Source organism: Frankia sp. CcI49 (assembly GCF_001983215.1).
GTDB classification, from domain to species: domain Bacteria; phylum Actinomycetota; class Actinomycetes; order Frankiales; family Frankiaceae; genus Parafrankia; species Parafrankia irregularis.
On the sequence record NZ_MOWP01000019.1, the window covers coordinates 234,297 to 256,641 of the forward strand.

8 protein-coding genes are annotated in these 22,345 nt (G+C 72.8%); 3 read left to right on the forward strand and 5 right to left on the reverse strand.

All coding sequences use genetic code 11. The annotated features are described in order from the left end of the window. Positions 1–73 precede the first annotated feature (73 nt). Complete coding sequence (locus CcI49_RS19015) at positions 74–1,480, reverse strand: family 2B encapsulin nanocompartment shell protein (protein WP_076828229.1); 1,407 nt, start codon at positions 1,478–1,480, stop codon at positions 74–76. Positions 1,481–2,512: 1,032 nt separating this feature from the next. Here CcI49_RS19015 and CcI49_RS19020 point away from each other — a divergent pair. The 3 genes from CcI49_RS19020 (at position 2,513) to CcI49_RS19030 (ending at position 7,324) form a co-directional block, all read left to right on the forward strand. Next, positions 2,513–4,153, forward strand: coding sequence for an alkaline phosphatase D family protein (locus CcI49_RS19020; RefSeq protein ID WP_076828231.1), 1,641 nt, complete (start codon positions 2,513–2,515; stop codon positions 4,151–4,153). A 185-nt stretch (positions 4,154–4,338) separates the two neighbouring features. Further along, entirely contained in the window at positions 4,339–5,406 is a 1,068-nt protein-coding gene (locus tag CcI49_RS19025) for an alpha/beta hydrolase-fold protein (RefSeq protein WP_076828213.1), read from the forward strand. A 61-nt stretch (positions 5,407–5,467) separates the two neighbouring features. Beyond that, positions 5,468–7,324, forward strand: coding sequence for a phosphatidylglycerol lysyltransferase domain-containing protein (locus CcI49_RS19030; RefSeq protein WP_083749591.1), 1,857 nt, complete (start codon positions 5,468–5,470; stop codon positions 7,322–7,324). 75 nt (positions 7,325–7,399) lie between these two features. On the opposite strand, the gene CcI49_RS19035 is transcribed toward CcI49_RS19030, so the two are convergent. The 4 genes from CcI49_RS19035 to CcI49_RS19050 form a co-directional block, all read right to left on the reverse strand. Further along, positions 7,400–8,251: an alpha/beta hydrolase gene (locus tag CcI49_RS19035; RefSeq protein WP_076828215.1), complete on the reverse strand. Its 852-nt coding sequence runs from the start codon at positions 8,249–8,251 to the stop codon at positions 7,400–7,402. Positions 8,252–9,272: 1,021 nt separating this feature from the next. After that, positions 9,273–10,079, reverse strand: coding sequence for an SAM-dependent methyltransferase (locus tag CcI49_RS19040; RefSeq protein WP_241840136.1), 807 nt, complete (start codon positions 10,077–10,079; stop codon positions 9,273–9,275). 115 nt (positions 10,080–10,194) lie between these two features. Further along, on the reverse strand, positions 10,195–12,690 hold the full coding sequence (locus CcI49_RS19045) for a beta-ketoacyl synthase N-terminal-like domain-containing protein (protein ID WP_076828217.1): 2,496 nt from the start codon (positions 12,688–12,690) through the stop codon (positions 10,195–10,197). Between the two features lie 40 nt (positions 12,691–12,730). Beyond that, a complete protein-coding gene (locus CcI49_RS19050) occupies positions 12,731–22,282 on the reverse strand; it encodes an SDR family NAD(P)-dependent oxidoreductase (protein WP_347280130.1) in 9,552 nt (3,183 codons plus the stop codon). Positions 22,283–22,345: the final 63 nt, after the last annotated feature.

A 22,345-nucleotide genomic window follows, 5' to 3' on the forward strand; every position in this document is an offset into this window, starting at 1 on the left:
CGAGAAACATCCCGGGAAACCGCGCCGCCGCGCCAGGGTCTCCGTCGCGGCGGCGCCGGTCGACGGTGCGCGGCTAGTGCCGCCCGATCTCCACGTTCTCCAGGATCCCGAGGGCGTCGGGCACCAGAACGGCGGCGGAGTAGTAGGTCGTCACCAGATAGGAGATGATTGCTTTCTCGTTGATCCCCATGAACCGCACGGAAAGCCCCGGCTCCAGCTCGTCGGGGAGACCGACGTGGTGCAGCCCGATGACGCCCTGGCTCTCCTCACCGGTGCGCAGGGCGAGGATCGAGGTCTTCCCGGCCACGCTGACCGGGATCTTGTTCACCGGCAGCAGGGGAACACCACGCCAGGCCGGCACATGCTGGTCATGGAACAGCACCGTCGCCGGGTAGATGCCGCGCGCCGTGCACTCCCGGCCGAACGCCGCGATGGCGCGCGGATGGGCGAGCAGAACATGCGTGCTCCGCCGGCGGCTCAGCAGTTCGTCGAGGTCGTCCGGGGTCGGCGGCCCCGTCCGGGTGTGAATGCGCTGGCGCAGGTCCGCGTTGTGCAGCRGGCCGAAGTCGGCGTTGTTCACCAGCTCCTGCTCCTGGCGCTCACGCAACGCCTCGACGGTGAGACGCAGCTGTTGCTCGAGCTGGTTCATCGGCTCGTTGTAGAGGTCGGCGACCCGGCTGTGCACCCGCAGCACGGTCTGGGYGACGCTCAGCTCGTACTCGCGGGGCGCCAGCTCGTAGTCGACGAACGTGCCGGGCAGCACCGGCTCGCCGACGTGGCCGGCCGAGATCGCGATCTCGGCCTCGCCGTACCGGTTCTGCACGGGCACGACACGGGCGCGGTAGTCCTCCACCCAGGCCCGCAGTGTGTCGGAGGCGTCCAGAAGCTGCTGGTACCGCTGGCGAGACAGGACGAGCACCGTCGTGCCGGTGAGGGCACGGGCCGTGTAACCCCAGGTCGCGTCCGCCTCGATCAGGACCTCGTCACCGAAGTACTCGCCGCTGCTGAGGATTCCCAGTGACCGCTCGTCGTCGTAGGCTCCGGGCCCGAACCTGCCGACCTTGCCGTGCGCGATGAGGAAGACGGCGTCCGCGGCGTCTCCACTGGTGACGAGGACGTCGCCCGCGGAGTACTCCCGCTGGACGAAGCCGTCGGCGAGCGCGGCGAGCTCGTCACCCTCGAAACCCCGCAGCGGGGGGAGCTCGGTGAGCTCCGCAGGGACGACCTGGATCTGCGAGCCGGTGCTGGTGAAGGTGAGCAGGCCGTCGCCGGCGATGTAGGTGAGGCGCCGGTTCACCCGGTACACGCCACCGGCCGTGTGCACCCAGGGCAGGATCCGCAGCAGCCAGCGGGAGGAGATCTCCTGCATCTGCGGGACGGACTTGGTCGTGGTCGCGAGATTTCGCGCCGCGGCGGAGCCAAGACTCAACGGCTGTGCGGAAAGGTCGACATCAGCGGATACGCTGACCGGCTCGGTCATGGCGTGCATCACCCCTCTGTGGACTACGGAAGATCACCCTGGACGGGCGGTGGATCGGCGAACAGGCGACCAGAGGACCGCAAGCCGGACAGACGGGTACCAGCGGCGCAATATTTCTTGCATTTTTCTGCGGATCGCCGCAGATACTCCCCCGTCGTACAGCTCGACGGCGGAAACCACCGGTCGAGTTCAAGGCGCGCCGTCGGACGCAGTGCGAGCTTCCCGTATCCCGGCGATCCGGGATACGGGAAGCTCGCACAATTAGTCAGAAGTGGCCCGCCACCGTGGTCCCCCCTAGCCCTGTCCTTTTCCTGTTACGAACACAGACCGTGAGGATTGTCCACCACCCGACCAAACCGGAGACCACAGTGACCCATCCAGCGACTCGGCATTGGTCTGATTAATTTTTCCGTGGTCTCATGGTGGCTTCCGCCGACATCCCTCCGCTCGTCGACCGGGCCGCCCTGCTAGAAGCGTCCGCCACCACATCGCCGACGCGGCGCGGCGGTCCGTTCGACATCGCCCCGGCGCAATCTCCGGCATCGCCATCCCGTCCGGCGTCCCACCGCGAGTTCCGCTGAACCATCGCACCGTCAGTAGCGGATCCAGACTGGGCACTAGTACGTAATGACGATCCGTCGAGAATTCCATGACTCTTTGTGCCCACCATGAGCGGGCCGGACGCCCCGGCACCGTCGGGACGTTGTCCCTCGACAGCACGTCAGGATGCGGGATCGACACTGCCCCCAGGCCGGCACGGACCGCTCCTCACCGCACGCACAGTGATGGCCCGAGACCTCCCGCGGGCACGTGCGACAGGATCACCCCGGCGCCGAATATGACCGCTGACCAGCAGTTCCACCTGTTCGGCGGGCAGTTTCACACCGGATTCCCCGTAGCAAAGCGTGATCACCCGATTTTTCGCTTTGACAAATCGGTTTCAGTCGGACGTTCCGCGTTTCCCAGGCGGCCACCTCTCGTTGAGAGGCTGACACGCCGTCAGCCCCTCGACGAGGAAGGCATCGCGTGACGATGAGTTCTGAGTACTCCGCCGAACTGCGGGCAGCTGCCCGTGGCCTGGAACGGCGTCGGTTCCTCACTCTGTCCGGCGCGGCCGCGACACTCGCGTTCACCGTCGGGCTTCCCGGCCTGGCCTCGGCCAGTGCGCCCGAGCTCGCGGCGACCCAGGTGACGAGCAACCCGTTCACGCTCGGCGTGGCTTCCGGCGACCCGCAGCACAACTCGACGCTGCTGTGGACCCGGCTGGCACCGGAACCGCTCGTCGCCGACGGCGGGCTGCCCGCGGCCCGGATCTCCGTCAGCTGGGAGCTCGCCTCCGACGAACAGTTCCGTCGCGTCGTGCGCCGCGGCCAGGAATGGGCGCACCCCGAGTTCGGCCACTCCGTGCACGTGGACGTCCAGGGCCTGTCGCCGGACCGTGAGTACCACTACCGGTTCCGCGTGGGCACCTGGGTGAGCCCGGTCGGCCGGACCCGGACCGCACCCGCCCCGGGCGCCCCGGTGCGCTCGATGAGGTTCGCGAACGTCTCCTGCCAGCGCTACGACCAGGGCTACTACACCGCCCACCGGTACCTCGCGCAGGAGGACGTGCACGCCGTCTTCCACACCGGCGACTACCTCTACGAGTACGCGGTCAGCGCCGTCGGTGGCGCCCGTGCCTACACCGACCGGGTGCTGCCCGCCACGGTCAGCCTCGAGACGGCCACCCTGGACGACTACCGGATCCGCTACGGCCTGTACAAGTCGGACCCGGATCTGATGGCCGCGCACGCCGCCCACCCGTTCGTCGTCACCTGGGACGACCACGAGGTCGAGAACAACTACGCCGACGAGACCTCTGAGACCAACGGGCCGGTGGCGGACTTCCTGCTCCGGCGCGCCGCCGCCTACCGCGCGTACTGGGAGAACCAGCCGCTGCGCAGGCCGCAGTTCCCGAACGGGCCGGACATGCAGCTCTACCGGCGCATCAACTGGGGCAGGCTGGCGCAGTTCGACGTCCTCGACACCCGTCAGTACCGCACCGACCAGGCCAACGGCGACGGCTGGAAGCTGCCGACCGCGGCGTCCGAGGCCGAGTCCCAGACGCTGCCGGGCCTCGACCAGGAGAAGTGGCTCATCGACGGATGGGCGAGGTCGAAGGCGCAGTGGAACGTCGTCGCGCAGCAGGTCACCTTCTCCCGCCGGGCGAACCCCAACGGCGACGGGACCCTGTCGATGGACTCCTGGGACGGCTACCCGGCGTCGCGGCGGCGGCTGATCGACGGCTGGAAGAACGGCCTGCCCAGCAGGGGGAACTCCGGCAGGGAGCTGATGGTCCTCACCGGTGACGTGCACGTGGCGTACGGATTCGACATCCTCGACGACTGGGCCGACCCGGCGTCGAAGGTCCTCGGCACCGAGATCGTCGCCACCTCGATCACCAGCGGTGGCAACGGTTCCGCCCAGCCGTCGAACTGGGCCAACTACCTGGCCCGCAACCCGCATCTGAAGTTCTACAACGGGCTGCGCGGCTACGTCCTGGTCAACCTCGGCCGCGAGTCCGCCGACGTCGACTGGAAGACCGTCAGCAGGGTCACCACGCCCGACGGCACCCTGGTCACCGCCGGTTCCTTCACCACGGAGGCGGGCAACCCCGGCCTGGTCACACGCTGACAGGTCGTGCGCTGACCGCCCGCTGACGGCATCACGTTCAGGGTGTCCTCCCACCCCCACCGGGAGGACACCCACCCGGGTCTGCCGGACGGACCGGAACCGCACGCCGTCGTGGGCCATAGTGGTGGCAGAGCGCGGGTCGCACGTGCCGGAGACCACGCGCCGGAGCGGGACGGGCTCGTGCCGTGGGCTCTGTGGTCATCATCAGCGGGTGGTTCCTGTCGGCCCTGGTGGCGCTGGCGGTGATCTGCTGGGCCGGCTGCGCCCTGCTCGCGGTGCGCCGGCGCGGCCGGGCCGGTCCGATCGCGGCCGGGTGCCTCGCGTTCCTGCTCACGGTGGCGACGGCCGCAGACCTCGTCAACGCGCACTACGGCTACCTGCCGCGCCTCGACGACGTTCTCGGGGTGAAGTCCTGGCCGACGGCGTCGGCGGATGCGGCGCTGGCCCCGGGATCGGGGCGGCGCTATCCCGACGGGGTTGTCATCGAGTTGCCGATCACCGGCACGCACAGCGGTTTCGGCACCCGCGACGCCATGATCTACCTGCCGCCGCAGTACTTCACCGAGCCCCGGGCCCGCTTCCCCGTCGTCTACCTCCTGCACGGATCCCCGGGGGTGCCCACCGACTGGTTCCGCGGCGGCGAGGCCGCGCAGATCGGCGCGGATGCGGCAGCGGGCCGTTCGCCTGGGCGTGGGCCCCAGCCCGCGATTCTCGTCGCGCCGCGGGTGAGCCGCGGCTGGCTGGACGACAGCGAATGCGTCGACGGGGCCACGGAACACGTCGAGACATACGTGATCCAGGATGTGATCCCCACGATCGACGCCCGGCTGCGGTCGATCCCGGCCCGGGCCGACCGGGTCCTGGCCGGCATGTCCGCGGGCGGGTTCTGCGCGCTGAACCTCGGCCTGCGTCATCGCGACCTCGTCGCGACCATCATCGACCTGTCCGGCCTGACCAGACCCACCTACGACGCGGGAACGGCGAAGCTCTTCGGCCCTCGTCCGGATCTCGCGCAGGTCGTCGCCGCGAACACACCCGCGCGGTACGCCTCGACGCTGCCGCCGAACCCGCCGATGCGGGTCTGGCTCGACTGCGGCCGCGCTGATCACGAGCCGCTGGACGACATCCGGGAGATGGTGCGCGTCCTCTCCGGGCGCCGCGGGTTCACCGTCACGCTGCGGCTGCGACCGGGCGGGCACGACTTCGGCGTGTGGCGGCCGGCACTGCGGGAAGCCCTGCGCTGGGCGTTGTGACAGCCCTCGTGCCGCACACGCCGCGACGGCCTCCATACTCGGGAGATCATGTCGGGCTGGCATGTCCGTGAAGCAGGGGGAGCTGTTGCCGAAGTGCCATGGGTCCGGTCAGGCGGCCCGGGAGAAGCGACGGTGGATCCCGCGTGTCGCCGCGCTGCTGACACTCGCCATCGGTCTGCTGGACATGGCCTCGGCCGTGACCCCGGGGTGGCGCTCGCGCCTCGATGACCTGCGGGCGCTGCTGCCCATGGCGGTGTCACGGCAGGCGTCCGCGTTCACCGTCGTCGTCGGGATGCTGCTGGTGCTGCTCTCCGCGGGGCTGCGCCGGCGCAAGCGGCGGGCCTGGCGGGCCACCGTTGTCCTGCTGGCCGTCAGCGTCGTCCTGCACGTGCTCAAGGGCCTGGACTATGAGGAGGCCACCGGGTCGGCCGCGTTGTTGGCGGCCCTCGTGGTGACCCGCCGGGAGTTCCGAGCCAAGGGTGACCCGACGACGCGCTGGCGCGCGATCGGCGTCGGGTCGTTCCTCGCTGTGGTCTCCATCGTGGTCGGCCTGGTCCTGCTGCGGCTGCGCCACGATCGGATCGTCGGCCCGCACCCGCTGTCAGCCCAGCTGGAACAGGTCGTGCTGGGGATGGTCGGAATCCAGGGGCCGCTGACGTTCGTCTCGGCCCGTTTCGCTGATCTCGTCTTCCGGATCCTGCTGACCATGGGGGTGCTGACCATCGTCAGCACCGGCTACCTCGCGCTGCGGCCGCCCGAGCCCCGTCCGATGCTGACCGAGGAGGACGAGGCCCGGGTGCGTGTCCTGCTGGCCCGGCGCGGAGCGGACGACTCGCTGGGCTACTTCGTCCTGCGCTCGGACAAGTCCGTCGTCTGGTCGCCGAGCGGCAAGGCCTGCGTGGCCTACCGCGTGGTCTCGGGGGTGATGCTCGCCAGCGGTGACCCACTCGGTGACCGGGAGGCCTGGCCCGGGGCTCTCACCGAGTTCCTTCGTGAGGCTGCCGATCATGCCTGGGTACCCGCGGTCATCGGATGCTCCGAGGCGGGCGGGCTCGCCTGGACCCGCGCCGGCCTGTCGGTGTTGGAGATCGGGGACGAGGCCATCCTCGACACCGCGACCTTCAGCCTGGAGGGCCGGTCGATGCGCAACGTCCGCCAGGCCGTCGCCCGCGTCGAACGCGCCGGCTACACGGCGGTGATCCAACGGGTCAACGAGCTCACCCCGCAGGATCTGGCGTTGCTGCGCAGCCAGGTGGCCCGCTGGCGCGGCAGTGAGACCGAACGCGGCTTCTCCATGGCGCTGGGCCGCATCGGAGATCCCGCCGACGGCGACTGCGTCGTCGTCACGGCCTACTCGGCCGGGGCACCGCCAGCCRACCAGGAGACGCCCGGCACCGCGGCGCCGGACGACGCCGCCCTGCCCCCGGAGGAGGCGAAGCCGGACGAGACCGCCGAGCCCAGACCGCGCGCGGTGCTCCACTTCGTTCCCTGGGGGCGCGACGGGCTGTCGCTGGACGTCATGACGCGCGACCGCAGCGCCGACAACGGCGTCAACGAGTTCCTCATCGTCCAGGCCGTGCGCCAGGCCCAGCAGCTCGGTGTACGGCGGATCTCGCTGAACTTCGCGGTCTTCCGATCCGCGATCGAACGCGGCGAACGCCTCGGCGCCGGACCGATGATCCGTTGGTGGCGCGGGCTGTTGATCTTCCTTTCCCGCTGGTTCCAGATCGACAGCCTCTACCGGTTCAACGCCAAGTTCTCCCCGACCTGGTCGCCACGCTACGTCTGCTATCCCACCACCACCGACCTGCCCCGGATCGCCCTGGCCATGCTCGAGGCCGAGGCCTTCCTGGTCTGGCCACGCTGGCGGGAACACCTTCCCCTCCGTCGCCACCGCAGCAGGCGCTGCGAGGGATAGGCACCGGTCAGCGGTGCGGAGGCGCGGGCGCCTCCCGCGTGGCTGTTCCAGGGCCGGCCGTGATCTCCTCGGGTCTCAGGAACCGTCTGTTCGCCGCATGGTGACACCGATCTGCCGCGGGACGCCGGGGACCCATGTCACCGCATCGCCAACCCGCGCGATGCCGGCGTCGGAACGGGACGCCGCGCCGACGCCGACAGCGCCGGCGCCGATACCCGCGCCGACGCGGACGCCGACGCGCGAACCCGAGCCGGCACCGGGGCGATCCGCCGGAAAGCCGCCCCGAGACCCCGGGTGGCTACCCTGAAGCAACGATTCGACGAACAGCACGGTGAGCGCCGCGGCCAGCCGCGCACCCGGCCCGGACAGGACCCGGTGGCCACCCGGTACCGATTCCAGCCGGGCGGTCCGCACCGTCCGGGTGATGATCCGCGCGAGGTGGTGCGGGCTGACCTCGTCGTGGCGACCGTGGATGAGCAGGGTGGGAAGATCGGGAAGCGCCCGCGGCGGCAGGCCCTCGGGCATCTCGCCCGCGAACGCCCGGTGCAGCAGCGGCAGGCCGAGCAGGACGAGCGCGTCCGGCCGCAGCGCGGGTGAACCGGCCAGCTCCAGCGCACGCAACGCCCCGGTGTCGGAGCCGAACAGGACGAACGGCGCCCCGGGCCGCCGGGCCTCGGCAAGCGCGACGTCGGCATGTTCGGCCGACCCCAGGAACGTCACGTCGTAGCCGTCGACAGCCAACCGCAGCGCGACCCGTTCGAAGTGGGTGACGTCCTCGCCGCGGCCGGGCATGAGCACGATCGACGCGCGAGGCGGGCTGTTCCCGTCCATCGCGGGCCAGAAGCGGGTCGCGGCGCGGCCGAGATAGCCGCGAAGTTGGCGGTTGGAGCGCGCCGGGGTCTGTCGGCTGTCAGTGACGGAGGACATCTGTTGCTCCTGGAAACGGGGACAGCGGCGCCCGAAAACGCCGTTTGTCCCGGACGGGAGGGACGGGCCCGGTTTCTTCGCCAATGACCTCGGAAACCAGGGTGAGAACCGCCGGAAAACCGGCAACGGAAACGTCGACACAACAGTGCCGTAGAACTGTACGGGAAACCGTTCAGGATGCCGGTGACTGCACCGGGCCCGCGCGTCGTCGACCCGACGGAAAGCACCCCAGCCGGGGCCAGAACGCCCGGTGGGAGAAACTGTCAGGCGGGTACGGAAAACACCACGATCAGGCCATGGCGAGCAGCGGGGTGACCCGGCCGACAGCTGGCAACCTCAGTACGCGGATGACCGTCAACAGGCCGCGGAGGAAACCAGCAGGAAGTCGATGTGGCAGCGGGTCACGAGGCGCGTCGCACGAAAAAACCTGGTTGTTGGCGAACCCAGGGTTGTTGGCCAACCCAGTGGCGAACCCAGCCGCGACATACGACGACTCTGCGCCGCCGCGGCCCGGATGTCAACAGTTTCGCGGTAGGCCGCTGTAATTCTGACGCCGCCGCACCGACGCAATGCTCGGAAAGCGGCCGTCATCGGCTTCCGAACCGGGCCGGGCGGGCAGCCGGGGCGGGAGGCCGGGCACGGGCCGGGGCAGGAGGCCGGACGCGCGGCTGGACCGGTGCGTGTGAGGACGAGCTCGCGCTCCCACCCCTGCTCGGCGGACGCACCTGACGCGACGCACGCGGGCTGGCACTCCACCCCAGGGCGCGTCGGCGTCCCGCCGCCGGTCCGGGGCCGAGCCCCCTGCCTCGGCAGTTCCGGCGTCCACCGGTGGCCGGTCAGCGACCCGGGCATGACGTCGCCCTCGTCGGAGGACTGGCCGAGGCGCAGCTGGGCTGACTGGTGATGCTGTGCTGACTGGTACCGAGCGGGCGCGCACCGAGCTCGCGATACGCGGGTTGTTGTCGTGGCGAGCTCCGGGTTCAGGGGAGCTCGCGCACGGCCGATCCGCGCCGAGAGCGGGCTACGGCTTGCGGCCAACACCACCGAAGATGTGGAGCGACTGCGGCTCCTGCCCGGACACGGGCCGCCAGAACGGCGTCGAGACCACGCCCGGCTCGACGATCTCGAGCCCGTCGAAGAAGGACGTGACCTGCTCCGGGGTGCGCAGGTTGTAGGGGTGACCGTCGGCCTGGGTGATCTCGATCGCCTTGTCGACGTCCTCGCCGTGGGTGCCGTCGTTGAGCGCCAGATAGCTTCCCGACGGCACCTCGCCGAGCAGGTGCCTCACGATTGCCCGTGCCTCATCGGTGTCGGCGACGTTCCCCATGATGCCGAACATGACGAGCGCGACCGGCTTGGTGAAGTCCAGGAGCTCGGCCGCCCCGGTGAGAATTCCGGCGGGATCACGAACGTCGGAGTCGACATAGGCGGTGGCGCCGCCGGGTGCGCTGGTCAGCAGTGCGCGGGCATGCACCAGCACCAGCGGATCGTTGTCGACATAGACGACGCGGGACTCCGGGTCGATTCGCTGCGCGACCTCATGGGTGTTGTCCGCCGTCGGCAGGCCGGTGCCGATGTCCAGGAACTGGCGAATACCGACCTCGCCGGCGAGGAACGTGACCGCGCGGACCAGGAACTCCCGCTGCGCGCGGGCGACCCGGACAATGTCCGGGTAGACCTCGTAGACCTTGTCGCCCAACTCCCGGTCGGCGGGAAAGTTGTCCTTGCCTCCGAGCCAGTAGTTCCAGACCCGCGCGGAGTGCGGCACACCCGTGTCCACCCGGGACCATGCGCTCTGCGCCAACTCGTCAGCACCCATGTTGACCATCATGCACACCCTGGTGCATCCCGCAGCAGGATGGTCACGATCGGAGACTCCCGAGCCGGCATCTGTTGGGCGTAGGTCGTTGTCTTCCACCGGCAACCCGCCGGGTCGTGTGTGCTCAGGTCTTCCGCGCTGGGCTGGCCTCCAGCCAGAAACGTCTGCGCTGGAAGGCGTAGGTGGGCAGGTCCACCCTGCGGGCGCCGGTTCCGGTGAGGAATGCCTGCCAGTTCACCACGACGCCGCGGATGTGCAGCGCGGCCAGCAGATCCGTGATGCCCCGGACCGCTGTGCGGCCAGTGGGTAGCAATACCAGGTCAGCTGCGCCGTTCGACCCGCCGCCATCTGCCGCGGACGTCCCGATGACCACCGCCGTGGCGTTGGAGGGAACGCGGCGGTCGTCAGGGGACGCCGGGACCGACGACGGATGCGTCGCGATCAGAGCGCGCACGTCGTCGGCGGTCAGGGTGCCGTTCACATACGCGGCAGCCAGTTCGCCCGTGCCGAAGCCGAGAACCATGTCCGCGCGCACCCCGCAGGATTCCAGCAGCCGGCACAGCGCGACCTGCGAGGCGAAACCCGCCCAGGCCTCCGGGGCGGTGTTCCCGTCCGCGCGTTCGAGCCCTGGTTCGTCGAACGCCGTGCCGATGGCCCGCAGGGCGGCCGCGAAGGCGGCGAAGCGCTCCGCCAGCGCGCTGTCATGGCCCGGAAGCCTGCCGGGCCGGTCGGGGAAGACGAAGGCGAGCGGAACGCCGGAAGCCGCGAAGCCGGATGTCGTGCCGACCGGAGCGGCCCGGTCGGCGTGCCCCGCGCTGACAACGCCTCGCGTCACGGTCACCGGCTCCGCCGAGCCGGCGGCGCGCGAACCGCCGACGGGTGAACCGACGGCGGGTGAACCGACGGCGGGTGAACCGACGGCGGGTGAACCGTCAGCCGGACCGATGGCGGGTGCGAACTCCATCTCGGCGGCGTGGGTTCCCGCGGCGACGGCGGCGAGTCCCCGCCTGAGCTGGGCGGGGTCGGCGGCGACGAGCACCGCCCTGTGCTCGAAGGCGGAGCGGCCGGTCGCCAACGTGTACGCGACATCGGCCGGGGCGAGGTCGGGGTGTTCGTTCAGATGCGCGAGCAGTCGCTCGGCCTGACCGCGCAGGCCGGCCGCGGATCGCGCCGAGAGCAGCCAGGGCACGACGTCAAGGCCCCCGTCGCTGCCTTCGCCCGCGCGGCGGGCCGTGGGTTCCTCGAGCTCCCGCGGAACCTGTTCGAGCTCCCACGGAACCTGTTCGAGGACGGCGTGGGCCAGGGTGCCGTTGGCTCCGAAGGAGGAGACACCGATCCGCCTGGGGCGGCCTTCGGTGGCCGGCCAGGGGACGGATTCCCGCAACAGCGCCACACCGCCGTGTGCCCAGTCCGCGTGCGGGGTCGGCGCGTCGACGTGCAGGGTGCGCGGGAGAACCCCGTGCCGCATCGCCATCACGGCCTTGATGACGGCACCGGCACCGCCGGCGGCCTGGGTGTGCCCGAGGTTCGACTTCAGCGAACCGAGCCACAGCGGACGGCCGGCGGGCCGGCCGCGGCCGTAGGTGGCGAGCAGCGCGGCGAGCTCGATCGGGTCGCCGACCGGGGTGCCGGTGCCGTGGCCCTCGACCGCGTCGACGTCGCCCGGTTCGAGGCGGGCGTCCGCGAGCGCGCGGGTGATCAGCCGTTCCTGGGACGCCGCGCTGGGCGCGGTGAAGCCGTTGGTGGCACCGCTCTGGTCGACCGCGCTGCCCCGCACCACCGCGAGTACCGGGTGACCGTTGCGCCGGGCGTCGCTGAGGCGTTCCACCAGCAGGACGCCGACGCCTTCGGAGATGCCGGTGCCGTCGGCGGCGGCGGCGAACGACTTGCAGCGGCTGTCCGCGGCCAGGCCCTGGCCCGTCCTGGTGGTCTCCTCCCACAGCTCGGTGGTGGCGAGCACGGACACCCCGCCGACCAGCGCCAGGTCGCATTCACCACGCCGCAGGGCCTGACTGGCCAGGTGCAGGCCGACGAGCGACGAGGCGCAGGCGGCGTCCAGGGTGACGCACGGTCCTTCGAGGCCGAGGGTGTAGGCGACCCGGCCGGACGCGATGCTGCCGGCGCTGCCGAAGTAGGTGTAGCCGTCGATTCCCGGCGGGGGCGGGCGCAGCCGGTAGCCGTAGTCGTGGAAGATCACGCCGAAGAACACACCGGTACTGCTGCCGCGGGCGGTGAGCGGGTCGATGCCTGCGTGCTCGAACGCCTCCCACGAGGTCTCCAGCAGCAGGCGCTGCTGCGGGTCGGTCGCCAGCGCCTCGTTCTCCGTCAGGCCGAAGAACTCCGGGTCGAAGTCGGCCGCGTCGTGCAGGAATCCGCCACCGAAGCACGGCAGGGCGGACGTGTCCCACCCTCGGTTCGACGGGAACGGGGAGATCGCGTCGCCGCCGGCGGCGACGAACCGCCACAGCTCGTCCGGGGAACGCAGACCGCCCGGGAAGCGGCAGGCCATCCCGATCACGGCGATGGGTTCGGTCGTCGCGGCGAGTTGCCGACGCAGGCGCTCGTTCTCCTTCATCGTCGCCCGCAGCGCCTCGACGAGCCTGTCGGCGGTGTTGGTCACCCTTGCCTCCTGCGGTCGGTGTCGCACACAGGTCGGTCGATCACGAGTCGTCGCCGAGCGCCAGCCGGATCAGGGCCTCGGCGTCCATCTCGTCGAACGCGGTGTCGGTGTGCTCGTCCGGTTCCCCGCCGTGAGTGGCCACGACCACCGGCGGTCCCGCCGCCACGTCGCCGGGCCCGGAGCGGGGCGCGGTGCGGGGCGCGGTGTCGTCGCTCCCGGTGGCTGGATCGGGGGCATGCAGCTGATCCCGCAGGTGGCCGGCAATCGCGGCGGGCGTCGGGAAGTCGAAGACCAGCGTCGGCCGCAGCCGCACCCCGGTCGCGGCCGCCAGTCGGTTGCGGAACTGCAGTGACGCCAGCGAGTCGAACCCCAGCTCCTTGAACGGCCGGTGTGGGGCCACCTCGTCGGCGGACGCGTGGCCCAGCGCCGCCGCGGCCGTGGCGCACACGGCGTCCAGCAGGAGCCTGTCCCGCTCGGTGGCGCTCAGCCCGGCCAGCCGCTGGGTCAGGGTGCGGGCCGAGACCGCGGTGGCGCTGTCGACCGTCCGCCGGACCGGACGGCGGACGAGGCCGCGCAGCAGTGGCGTGACAGCGTCGGCCGGCAGCGAGCGCGGATCCAGCCGCATCGGCAGCAGGACGGGACGATCGTCGGCGAGCGCGGCGTCCAGCAGTGCCATCCCGTCGGCCGCGGAGATCGGGAGCAGTCCGCCCGCGGCCATCCGGCGCGCCAGCGTGGCTGGCTCGAGATGACCGGCCATCGCGCTGCGAGGAGCCCAGTATCCCCAGCCGAGGGCCACCGCGGGCAGCCCGGCGAGGCGGCGGTGGCGGGCCAGCGCCTCCAGGAAGGTGTTGGCGGCGGCGTAGTTGCCCTGCCCGGGGCTGCCGAACGTGGCCGCGGACGACGAGAACATCACGAAGGCGTGCAGGTCCTGGCCCTGGGTCAGCTCGTGCAGGTGCAGCGCGGCATCCATCTTCGGGCGCAGCACGCGCTCCAGGCGGTCAGGGGTGAGGGAGCCGAGCACGCCGTCGTCGAGCACACCGGCGGTGTGGACGACCGCGGTCAGCGGATGATCGGCGGGGATCGTGGCCAGCAGGTCGGCCACCGCGGCCCGGTCCGCGACATCGCAGGCCGCCACCGCGACCCGGGCGCCCAGCGCGGCCAGCTCGTCGGCCAGTGCGGTGGCGCCGGGGGCGTGCGGGCCGCCGCGGCTGGCCAGCAACAGGTGCCGGACTCCGTGCGTGGTGACCAGATGCCGCGCGACCAGCCCGCCGAGCGTTCCGGTGCCTCCGGTGATCAGCGTCGTCCCGGCGCGCCTCCACCCGGCGGGCGCCTCCGTCGTCGCCTCGGCACCCGTCGACGTCACCGCCGACCTGGCGGTTGCTCTGGTCGTCGATCTGGCCGTCGATCTGGCCGTCGACGCGCGGACGAGCCGCTGGCCCAACACGGCACCGGCCCGGATCACGACCCGCGGCTCCGGGCAGCTGACCGCGGCCGGCAGAGCTCGGGACGACTCCGGGGCGGAGTCGACATCCACGAGCAGGAAACGGTCCGGGTTCTCGGACGCGGCGGACGCGATGAGCCCCCAGACCGGCGCGGCGACGAGATCGACACCGCCATCGCCGGGCGCATCCGCGACCGCGCCTGCGGTGACGACGACGAACCTGGTGGCGGCGAAACGCTCGTCGGCGAGCCAGTCCCGCGCCAGGGTCAGGATTCGTCGCAGGGCCGCGCGCGCCGCCAGCGCGACGTCGCCGCCGGATTCGGTGGTCTCCGTCGGCCGCGGAGGGCAGGTCACCAGGAGGACGTCGGGAACAGGACGCCCCGTGCCGTCCCCGGCCGCCTCGGCCAGATCGGCGCAGCCGTGGATGTCCACGCCGGCCAGCGCGAGCGCGGTGCGCAGCCCGAACGGATCCGGCCCCACGACCGCCCACCGCCGCGCCGCCGGCGGAGCCGGAGCCACCTGGCCCGGCCCGGGCTGGGCCTGGACCGTCGCGGGTACCCATTCGACCGCGAACATCGCGTCCGCGAGCTGCCCGGGCCGCGCGCGCAGCCGAGTGGGCTCCACCTCCCGGAACACGATCGAGCCGATCGACGCCACCGGCGCGCCGGTATGGTCGGCGATCCGCACGCCGACCGCGTCCGGCCCGGCGCCGGCGACGACGTGGACGCGGAGGGTCCGCGCCCCGGTCGCGTACAGGCACACCTCGTGATATTCGGCGGAGGTGACGACCGGTGCGCCGGCGGACATCGGCACCGAGCCGGGGAGCCCTCCCGCCCCGGTAACCGGTCGGGAGGCCTGGCCGGCCTCCAGATGGTGCCGGAGAGCAAGCTGACCGGCTGCCGCGAGCAGCGCCGGGTGGAGCCCGAACCGGCTCCCGTCGTCGTCCCCGTCCGTGTCGGCGCCACCGTCGCGATCACCGTCGACGTCGTGGTCATGGCTGTGCCCGTGAGCACCGGCCGCGAGGGTGACCTCGGCGAACAGCCCGGTCGGTGCCCGCCAGACCGAGGTCGGCCGGGGGCCCTCCTGCGGATCTCCGTGGCCGGCGGCACGAAGGTCCGCATAGAGGCCGTCGACGTCCAGTGGCGAGGCGCCCGCGGGAGGCCAGACGTCCAGGTCGACGGTGGGCGCGGCCGTGTCGGTCAGCACCGCGGGGGTGTCGGTCAGCACCGCGGTCGCGTGGGCCGTCCAGGTCGCGTCAGCCGGGGCGTCGTCCGGGCAGGCGTGCACCGTCAGCGGGCGGCGCCCGGCACCGTCCGGCGGGCCGATCCGCGCCTGGATGCGAAGTCCGCCGGATTCGGGCAGAACCAGCGGTTCGGTCACGGCAAGCTCGGTCACCGTCGTCGCGCCGATCTCGTCACCGGCGCGGATGGCCAGCTCCAGCAGAACGGAGTCCGGCGCGACCGGGATCCCGGCCAGGGTGCGCCCGGCCAGCCACGGCTGCGTCGCGATGGCGATCCGGCCCGTCAACAGCTGGCCACCGTCGGCGAGCGGCACCACCTCGGCGAGCAGCGGATGGTCCAGCGGCTCACCAGCCGCGGTCACGCCGCTCGCGGGGCGCGGCGCGGCGGCCCGTGGCCAGAAACGCCGGCGTTGGAAGGCGTAGGTCGGCAGCGCGGCCGGGCGGGCCGGGGTTCCGGCGAACGCCGCCCGCCAGTCGACGTCGACGCCGCGGACATGCAGCTGCGCGAGCGCGTGGAGCAGGCGGTCCGCGCCTCCCCCGCCTCGTTGCAGGGTGCCGACGACGGCGGCGTCACGGCCGGTCTGCTCCACCGTCTCCGCGAGCGCGAACCCGACCACCGGGTGCGGGCTGACCTCGACGAACGTGTCGAAACCGGCGGCCAGCAGCGCGGTGGTGGCCGCTTCGAGCAGCACCGGTTCGCGGGTGTTGGAGTACCAGTACTCGGCGCCGGGCGGCGCCCCGTCCAGCAGCCCGCCGGTCACCGTCGAGTAGAACGGGATCCGCGCCCGGCTGCCCGTCACCGGCCGCAGGATCTCCATCAGCTCGGGACGGATGCCGTCCACCTGGGCGCAGTGCGTCGCGACCGACGCCGCCACGCTCCGCGCGCGAACGCCCTCGTCGGTGAGCTCGGCGAGCAGCTCCGTCAGGGCGGCGGTCTCCCCCGCGACGGTGACCTGGCGCGGACCGTTGACACCGCCGATGGCGAGCCGGCCGCCGAAGCGGGCGAGCCGGGCCTGCACGGCGGCGGCGGGCAGTGCGACGGAGGCCAACGCTCCGCGGCCACGCAGGCGCTCGGCCAGCAGCCGGCTGCGCAGCGCGATGACCCGGGCGGCGTCGGCGAGGGAGAGGATCCCGGCGACGTGCGCGGCGGCGACCTCGCCCTGGCTGGTCCCGACCACGGCGGCCGGGGTCACTCCGTAGGCCTCCCAGGCCGCCGCGAGCGACACCATCATCGACATCAGGGCGGGCTGGATCACCTCGATGTCGTCGAGCCCGGGGGCGTCCTCGGCGCCGCTGACGACGTCCAGCAGGGACCAGCCGAAGTAGGGCGCGAACACCTCGGCGCAGGCGGTCATCCGCTCGCGGAACGGTGGGCAGGACCTGAGCAGCTCCCGGCCCATGCCGGCCCACTGGGAGCCCTGCCCGGGGAAGACGAAGGCGACCCGTGGGTCAGGTCGCGCCAGGCCCCGGGCGACCAGCGCACCCGCCGGGTCGTCGGTGAAGGTGACGGAGGCGGTGGGGACGTCGCCGACGAGCCCGTCGGCGGGACCCGGCTCGGCGGCGAGCCGTGCGAGCCCGGCGCCCAGGCCCGCGTGGTCCGCGCCGACGACGACGGCCCGGTGGTCGAACGTGCCGCGGGTGGTCACCGTGGCCAGGGCGACATCCGGCACGGCCGTGTCGGGATGGTCGGCGAGATGGGCGGCCAGTCGTCGCGCCTGGGCACGCAGAGCCCGCTCGCTGCGCGCCGAGACGAGCAGCGGCACCGGGAGTGGCTCCGCCCGGGGCGACTGGCCACCGTCGGCGCCGGTCGGGACGTCCGGCCCGCCAGCCGCGGGGTCGTCTGCCGCGGGGTCGTCCTCCGCCGGGTCGTCGGGTGCCTCACGGACGATCACGTGAGCGTTGGTGCCGCTGATCCCGAAGGCGGAGATCCCGGCCCGGCGCGGGCCTCGCCCGTTCGAGTCAGGTCCGTCCGGGCCGAGCCCGTTCCGCGGGTCCGCGCCGGCCGGGCGGTCCGGCCAGGGAATCCGTTCGGTCAGCAGCCGGACGGCGCCCGCGTCCCAGTCGACGTGCGGGGTGGGCTCGGTGACGTGCAGCGTGCGCGGCAGCTGGCCGTGCCGCATCGCCAGGACCATTTTGATCACTCCGGCGACCCCGGCGGCGGCCTGGGTGTGCCCGATGTTGGACTTCAGCGATCCCAGCCACAGCGGTTGCCGCGCCGGCCGGTCCCGGCCGTAGGTGGCGATGAGCGCCTGGGCCTCGATGGGATCACCCAGCTTCGTCCCGGTGCCGTGGGCCTCCACCGCGTCGACGTCGGACGCGGACAGCCCGGCGGCGGCGAGCGCCTGGCGGATCACCCGCTGCTGCGCCGGGCCGTTCGGCGCGCTGAGCCCGTTGGACGCGCCGTCGGAGTTGACCGCGCTGCCCTCGACCAGGGCGAGCACCGGATGGCCGTTGCGGCGGGCGTCACCGAGCCGTTCCAGGACCAGGATCCCGACGCCCTCGGACAGCCCCGTTCCGTCGCCGCCCGCGCCGAAGGCCTGGCAGCGGCCGTCCGGCGACAGCGCGCGCTGCCGGCTGAACTCGACGTACATCAGCGGCGAGGACATCACCACCGCGGCTCCGGCCAGCGCCAGTGAGCACTCCCCCTGCCGCAGTGCCGCGACCGCCTGGTGCAGGGCCACCAGCGAGGAGGAACAGGCGGTGTCCACCGTGACGGCCGGCCCCTGCAGTCCGAGGGCGTAGGAGATGCGGCCGGACATCACGCTGGCGGCGTTGCCGATGCCGATATAGCCCTCCATCGGCTCGGCGGCGGCCATCGCCCGCGGTCCGTAGTCCTGGACGTTGGTGCCGACGAACACGCCCCCGGAGGTTCCGTGCAGACTGGCCGGGTCGATRCCGGCGCGTTCGAGCGCCTCCCAGGACACCTCGAGCAGCAGGCGCTGCTGGGGGTCCATCGCCAGGGCCTCACGGGGGCCGATACCGAAGAACTCGGCGTCGAACTCCGCGACGTCGGCGAGGAAGCCGCCGTGGCGCACATAGGAGGTGCCCGGGCGCTCGGGGTCCGGGTCGTAGAGGTCATCGAGGTTCCAGCCCCGGTCGGTCGGGAACCCGGTGATCGCGTCCTGTCCGTCGGCCACCAGCCGCCACAGGTCCTCGGGTGAGCGGACACCGCCGGGCAGCCGGCAGGCCATGGCGACGATCGCGACCGGTTCGGCCTCGGGGGGAGCGCCGAGGCCCGCGACCGCCCCGGCGGCGGTGGGGCCGGGGACGGTGTTCGTGTCGGTGCTCGTGCCGAGGCTCGCGGCGAGCTCCGTGCCGAGGAACTCCGCGAGCGCGGCCGGGGTCGGATAGTCGAACACCAGCGTGGCCGGCAGCCGCAGGCCGAACACCTCGCCGATCCGGTTTCGCAGGTCGACGGAGGTGAGTGAGTCGAAGCCGAGGTCCCGGAAGGCACGCTGCGCACCCACCGTCGCCGCGTCGGCGTGCCCGAGCACGGCCGCGGCCCGGGCCCGGACCTCGTCGACAAGCGCGCGGTCACGCTCGCCGGCGGGCAGGGCGGCGAGCCGGCGGACCAGCGGCGGCATCTCCTCCGCTGACGTCGTCCCGCCCTCGGTGCGACTATCGGCCAGCTCGCGTGCCTCGGGCAGCGTGTCGAGCAGCGGACGGGGGCCGGCCGAGGTGAAGACGGGGATGAAACGGCTCCAGTCGATCTCGGCGACGACCACCTCGGTCTCGTCGTGGCCGAGTGCCTGCCCCATGGCTTCCAGCGCCAGGTCCGGGTCGAGGAAGCCCAGTCCGCGCGCCCGCTGCCGCCGTGCCGTCGGATCGTCGCCGGCGCCGTAACTGTCGCTGTCGCTGTCGCCGTATCTGTCGCTGCCGCCAGGCGCGACGCCGACGGAATCGGTGGCGGGCGCGGTGCCGTCCGCCCGCAGCGGTTGCCACAGGCCCCAGGCGATCGAGGTCGCGGGCAGGCCCCGGGCCCGGCGCCGCTGCGCCAGCGCGTCCAGGTAGGCGTTCGCGGCGGCGTAGGCCGCGTGATCCGCGCTGCCCCACACTCCGGTGACCGAGGAGAACAGCACGAACGCGTCGAGCGTGTCGGTGTCGAACAGCTCGTCGAGGACCTGCGCGGCACCCGCCTTCGTGGCGAGGACAGCGGCGAGCTCGCCGGGAGTGACGTCGTCCAGGGGGCGCAGCCCCAGCAGCGCGGCGGCGTGCACGACCGAGCGGATCGGCTCGTCAGCGGTGCCGTGCGCGCCGACGACCGCGGCCAGCGCGTCGGGATCGGCCAGGTCACAGGTGGCGACGGTCAGTCGTGTCGGCTGCTGCGGCTGCTGCTGCCCAGGCCGCGGGTGCTGTGCAGGCCGCGGGTGCCGTGCGGGCCGCGACTGCTGGGACCGCCCATGCAGCGGGGCGAGGTCGGGGTCGTCGGCCCGGTGCGGCCCGACGAGCACGACATGGTCGGCGCCGTGGTCGAACAGCCAGCTGGCCAGATATGGGCCGAGCGGGCCGCCACCGCTCGTGACCAGGACCGTCCCTCGCGGACGCCACCGACGGGGCGCGACAGCACCGAGCGGAGCCCGTGACAGCCTGCGGGCGAACACGGCCTGGGTCCGGATCGCGAGCTGGTCCTCGCCGGAGGTTCCCCGCAGGATGTCCCTCAGCCGCCCCCGGGCCCTGTCGTCGAGTGACGCGGGAAGGTCGACCAGCCCGCCCCAGCTGGCCGGGTGCTCCAGCGCCGCCACCCGGCCCAGGCCCCAGATCTGCGCCTGGCTCGGGTCAGCCACCGGGCCATCGGCATCGGCATCGTCGGCTCCGGTGGACACCGCGCCGCGGGTGAGGCACCACAACGGCGTGTCGGTGCCCAGATCGCCCATCGCCTGCGTGAGCGCCAGCGTCGCGGCCACCCCGATTCCCAGGCCGGGCAGCTCGGGATGCGCGGTGTCCGTCAGCGCGAGCAGCGAGACCACGCCGCGGACGGCCCCGTCAGGGCCCGCCCCGGCCGAGCGCAGGCGGCTGGCGAACGCGTCCCGCGAGACGTCCTCGGCGCCGACCGGCAGGCTCACCACGTCGGAGCCGTCCTCGGCCAGGGCACGTGCCACGTCCGCACACACGGCGGTGACCTCGCCGGGCGCCGTCGGCGGAACGAGCAACAGCCAGGTACCGGCGGCCTCGCCGCCCGTGGGCAGGCTGATCGGCTGCCAGCCGACGCGGTAGCGCAGGTCGTCGAGGGCGGCCCGGTGTCGGTGGCCGCGGCGCCACGCGGACAGCGCCGGCAGGATGTCGTGCAGCGAAGCGGTGGGGCCCAGGTCGAGGGCGCCGGCGAGCGCGGGGACGTCGACCTGTTCGACCATGTCCCAGAACGCCGCCTCCGACCCGTCGCCGCGGTCGGCGGACCGGGTGGGGGCGGTGGCCGACAGCCAGTAGCGCCGGTGCTCGAAGGGGTAGGTGGGCAGGTCGACCAGGCGCCCCCCGGCCACCAGCGGACCCCAGTCCACCGCCACGCCGCGGACCCACAGCTCCGCCGCGCTGGTGGCGAGCCGCCGCGGCCCACCGTCGTCACGCCGCAGTGACCCGACGACGACCGCGTCGTGGACGCCGGCGGCCTCCGCCGTGCCCGCGACCGCCGCGGTGAGCACCGGATGCGGGCTGATCTCCAGGAAGACCCGGCAGCCGTCCGCGACAAGCCCCTCGATGACGGTCCCGAAGCGCACCGTCGACCGCAGGTTCCGGTACCAGTAGTCACCGTCCATCACGGCCGGGTCCAGCGGGCCGCCGGTCACCGTCGACCACACCGGCACCGTGCCCGCGGCGGGCACGAGATCCGCCAGCTCCGCGGCGAGCAGCTCGTGGACCCGCTCCACCTGGGCCGTGTGGGAGGCGTAGTCCACCGGCAGCCGCCGGGCTCGTACGCCCTCGTGCTCCCAGCGGGCCAGCAGGTCCGCCAGCGCCTCCGGCGGCCCGGCCACCGTGGTCGCCGACGGCCCGTTCACCGCCGCGACCTCCAGCCCGCCGGCCTGGGCCGCCAGCAGTGCCTCGACCTCACCGGCCGGCAGGGCCACCGACGCCATACCGCCCGCCCCCGCCAGCACCCGTGCGATCACCCGCGACCGGACCGCCACCACCCGCGCCGCGTCCTGCACCGACAGCACGCCCGCGACGCACGCCGCCGCGATCTCCCCCTGTGAATGTCCCACGACCACGTCGGGCCGCACCCCCCACGACTCCCACACCGCCGCCAGGCCCACCATCACCGCCCACGACACCGGCTGCACCACGTCCACCCGCTCGAGCGACGGCGCCCCCGCCACATCCCGCAGCACATCCAGCACCGACCAGCCCACCAGCGGCCGCAACGCCTGATCACACTCCGCCAACCGCCGCGCGAACACCGCCGAGGACTCCAGCAGCTCCACGCCCATCCCCGCCCACTGCGCCCCCTGCCCCGGGAACACCCACACCACCCGGTCATCACCACCGCGCACGGCCCCGCGGACCAGGTCCGTCACCGGCTCACCGTCACCGGCGGCCAGGATCCGCAGTGCTTCGGCGTGCCCGTTCTCGTCACCGTCCGCGAGAGCCCGTACCACGACCGCTCGGTGGTCGAGCGCCGCCCGCCCGCGGGCCAGGGACCAGCCGACGTCCAGCGCGGACGGAGCATCGTCACCCTGCGGTGGCGCACCGACGCCGGTGCCCGCCAGGCAGGCCGCCAGCCGCTCGGCCTGGGCCCGAAGAGCCGTCGCCGTCCGCGCCGACAGAACCCAGGGCACGACCCCGAAGCCACCGGCCACGTCGGCGCTTTTCGCCGAGTCGCCGCCGGAGGTGCCCGCGGCGGTCGGCTCCGAGCCGGAATCCGCGGTCGCCGGTTCCGCGGGGGGCTCCTCGAGGATGACGTGCGCGTTCGTCCCCGACATCCCAAACGACGACACCCCCGCCCGCCGCACCCGACCCCCCACCTCAGGCCACCCCACCGACTC

Bases quoted from the DNA above. Each gene is read 5' to 3' on its own strand.
- CcI49_RS19035 (WP_076828215.1), bottom strand. From the start codon at position 8,251: ATGTCCTCCGTCACTGACAGCCGACAGACCCCGGCGCGCTCCAACCGC.
- CcI49_RS19040 (WP_241840136.1), bottom strand. From the start codon at position 10,079: ATGGTCAACATGGGTGCTGACGAGTTGGCGCAGAGCGCATGGTCCCGG.
- CcI49_RS19020 (WP_076828231.1), top strand. From the start codon at position 2,513: ATGAGTTCTGAGTACTCCGCCGAACTGCGGGCAGCTGCCCGTGGCCTG.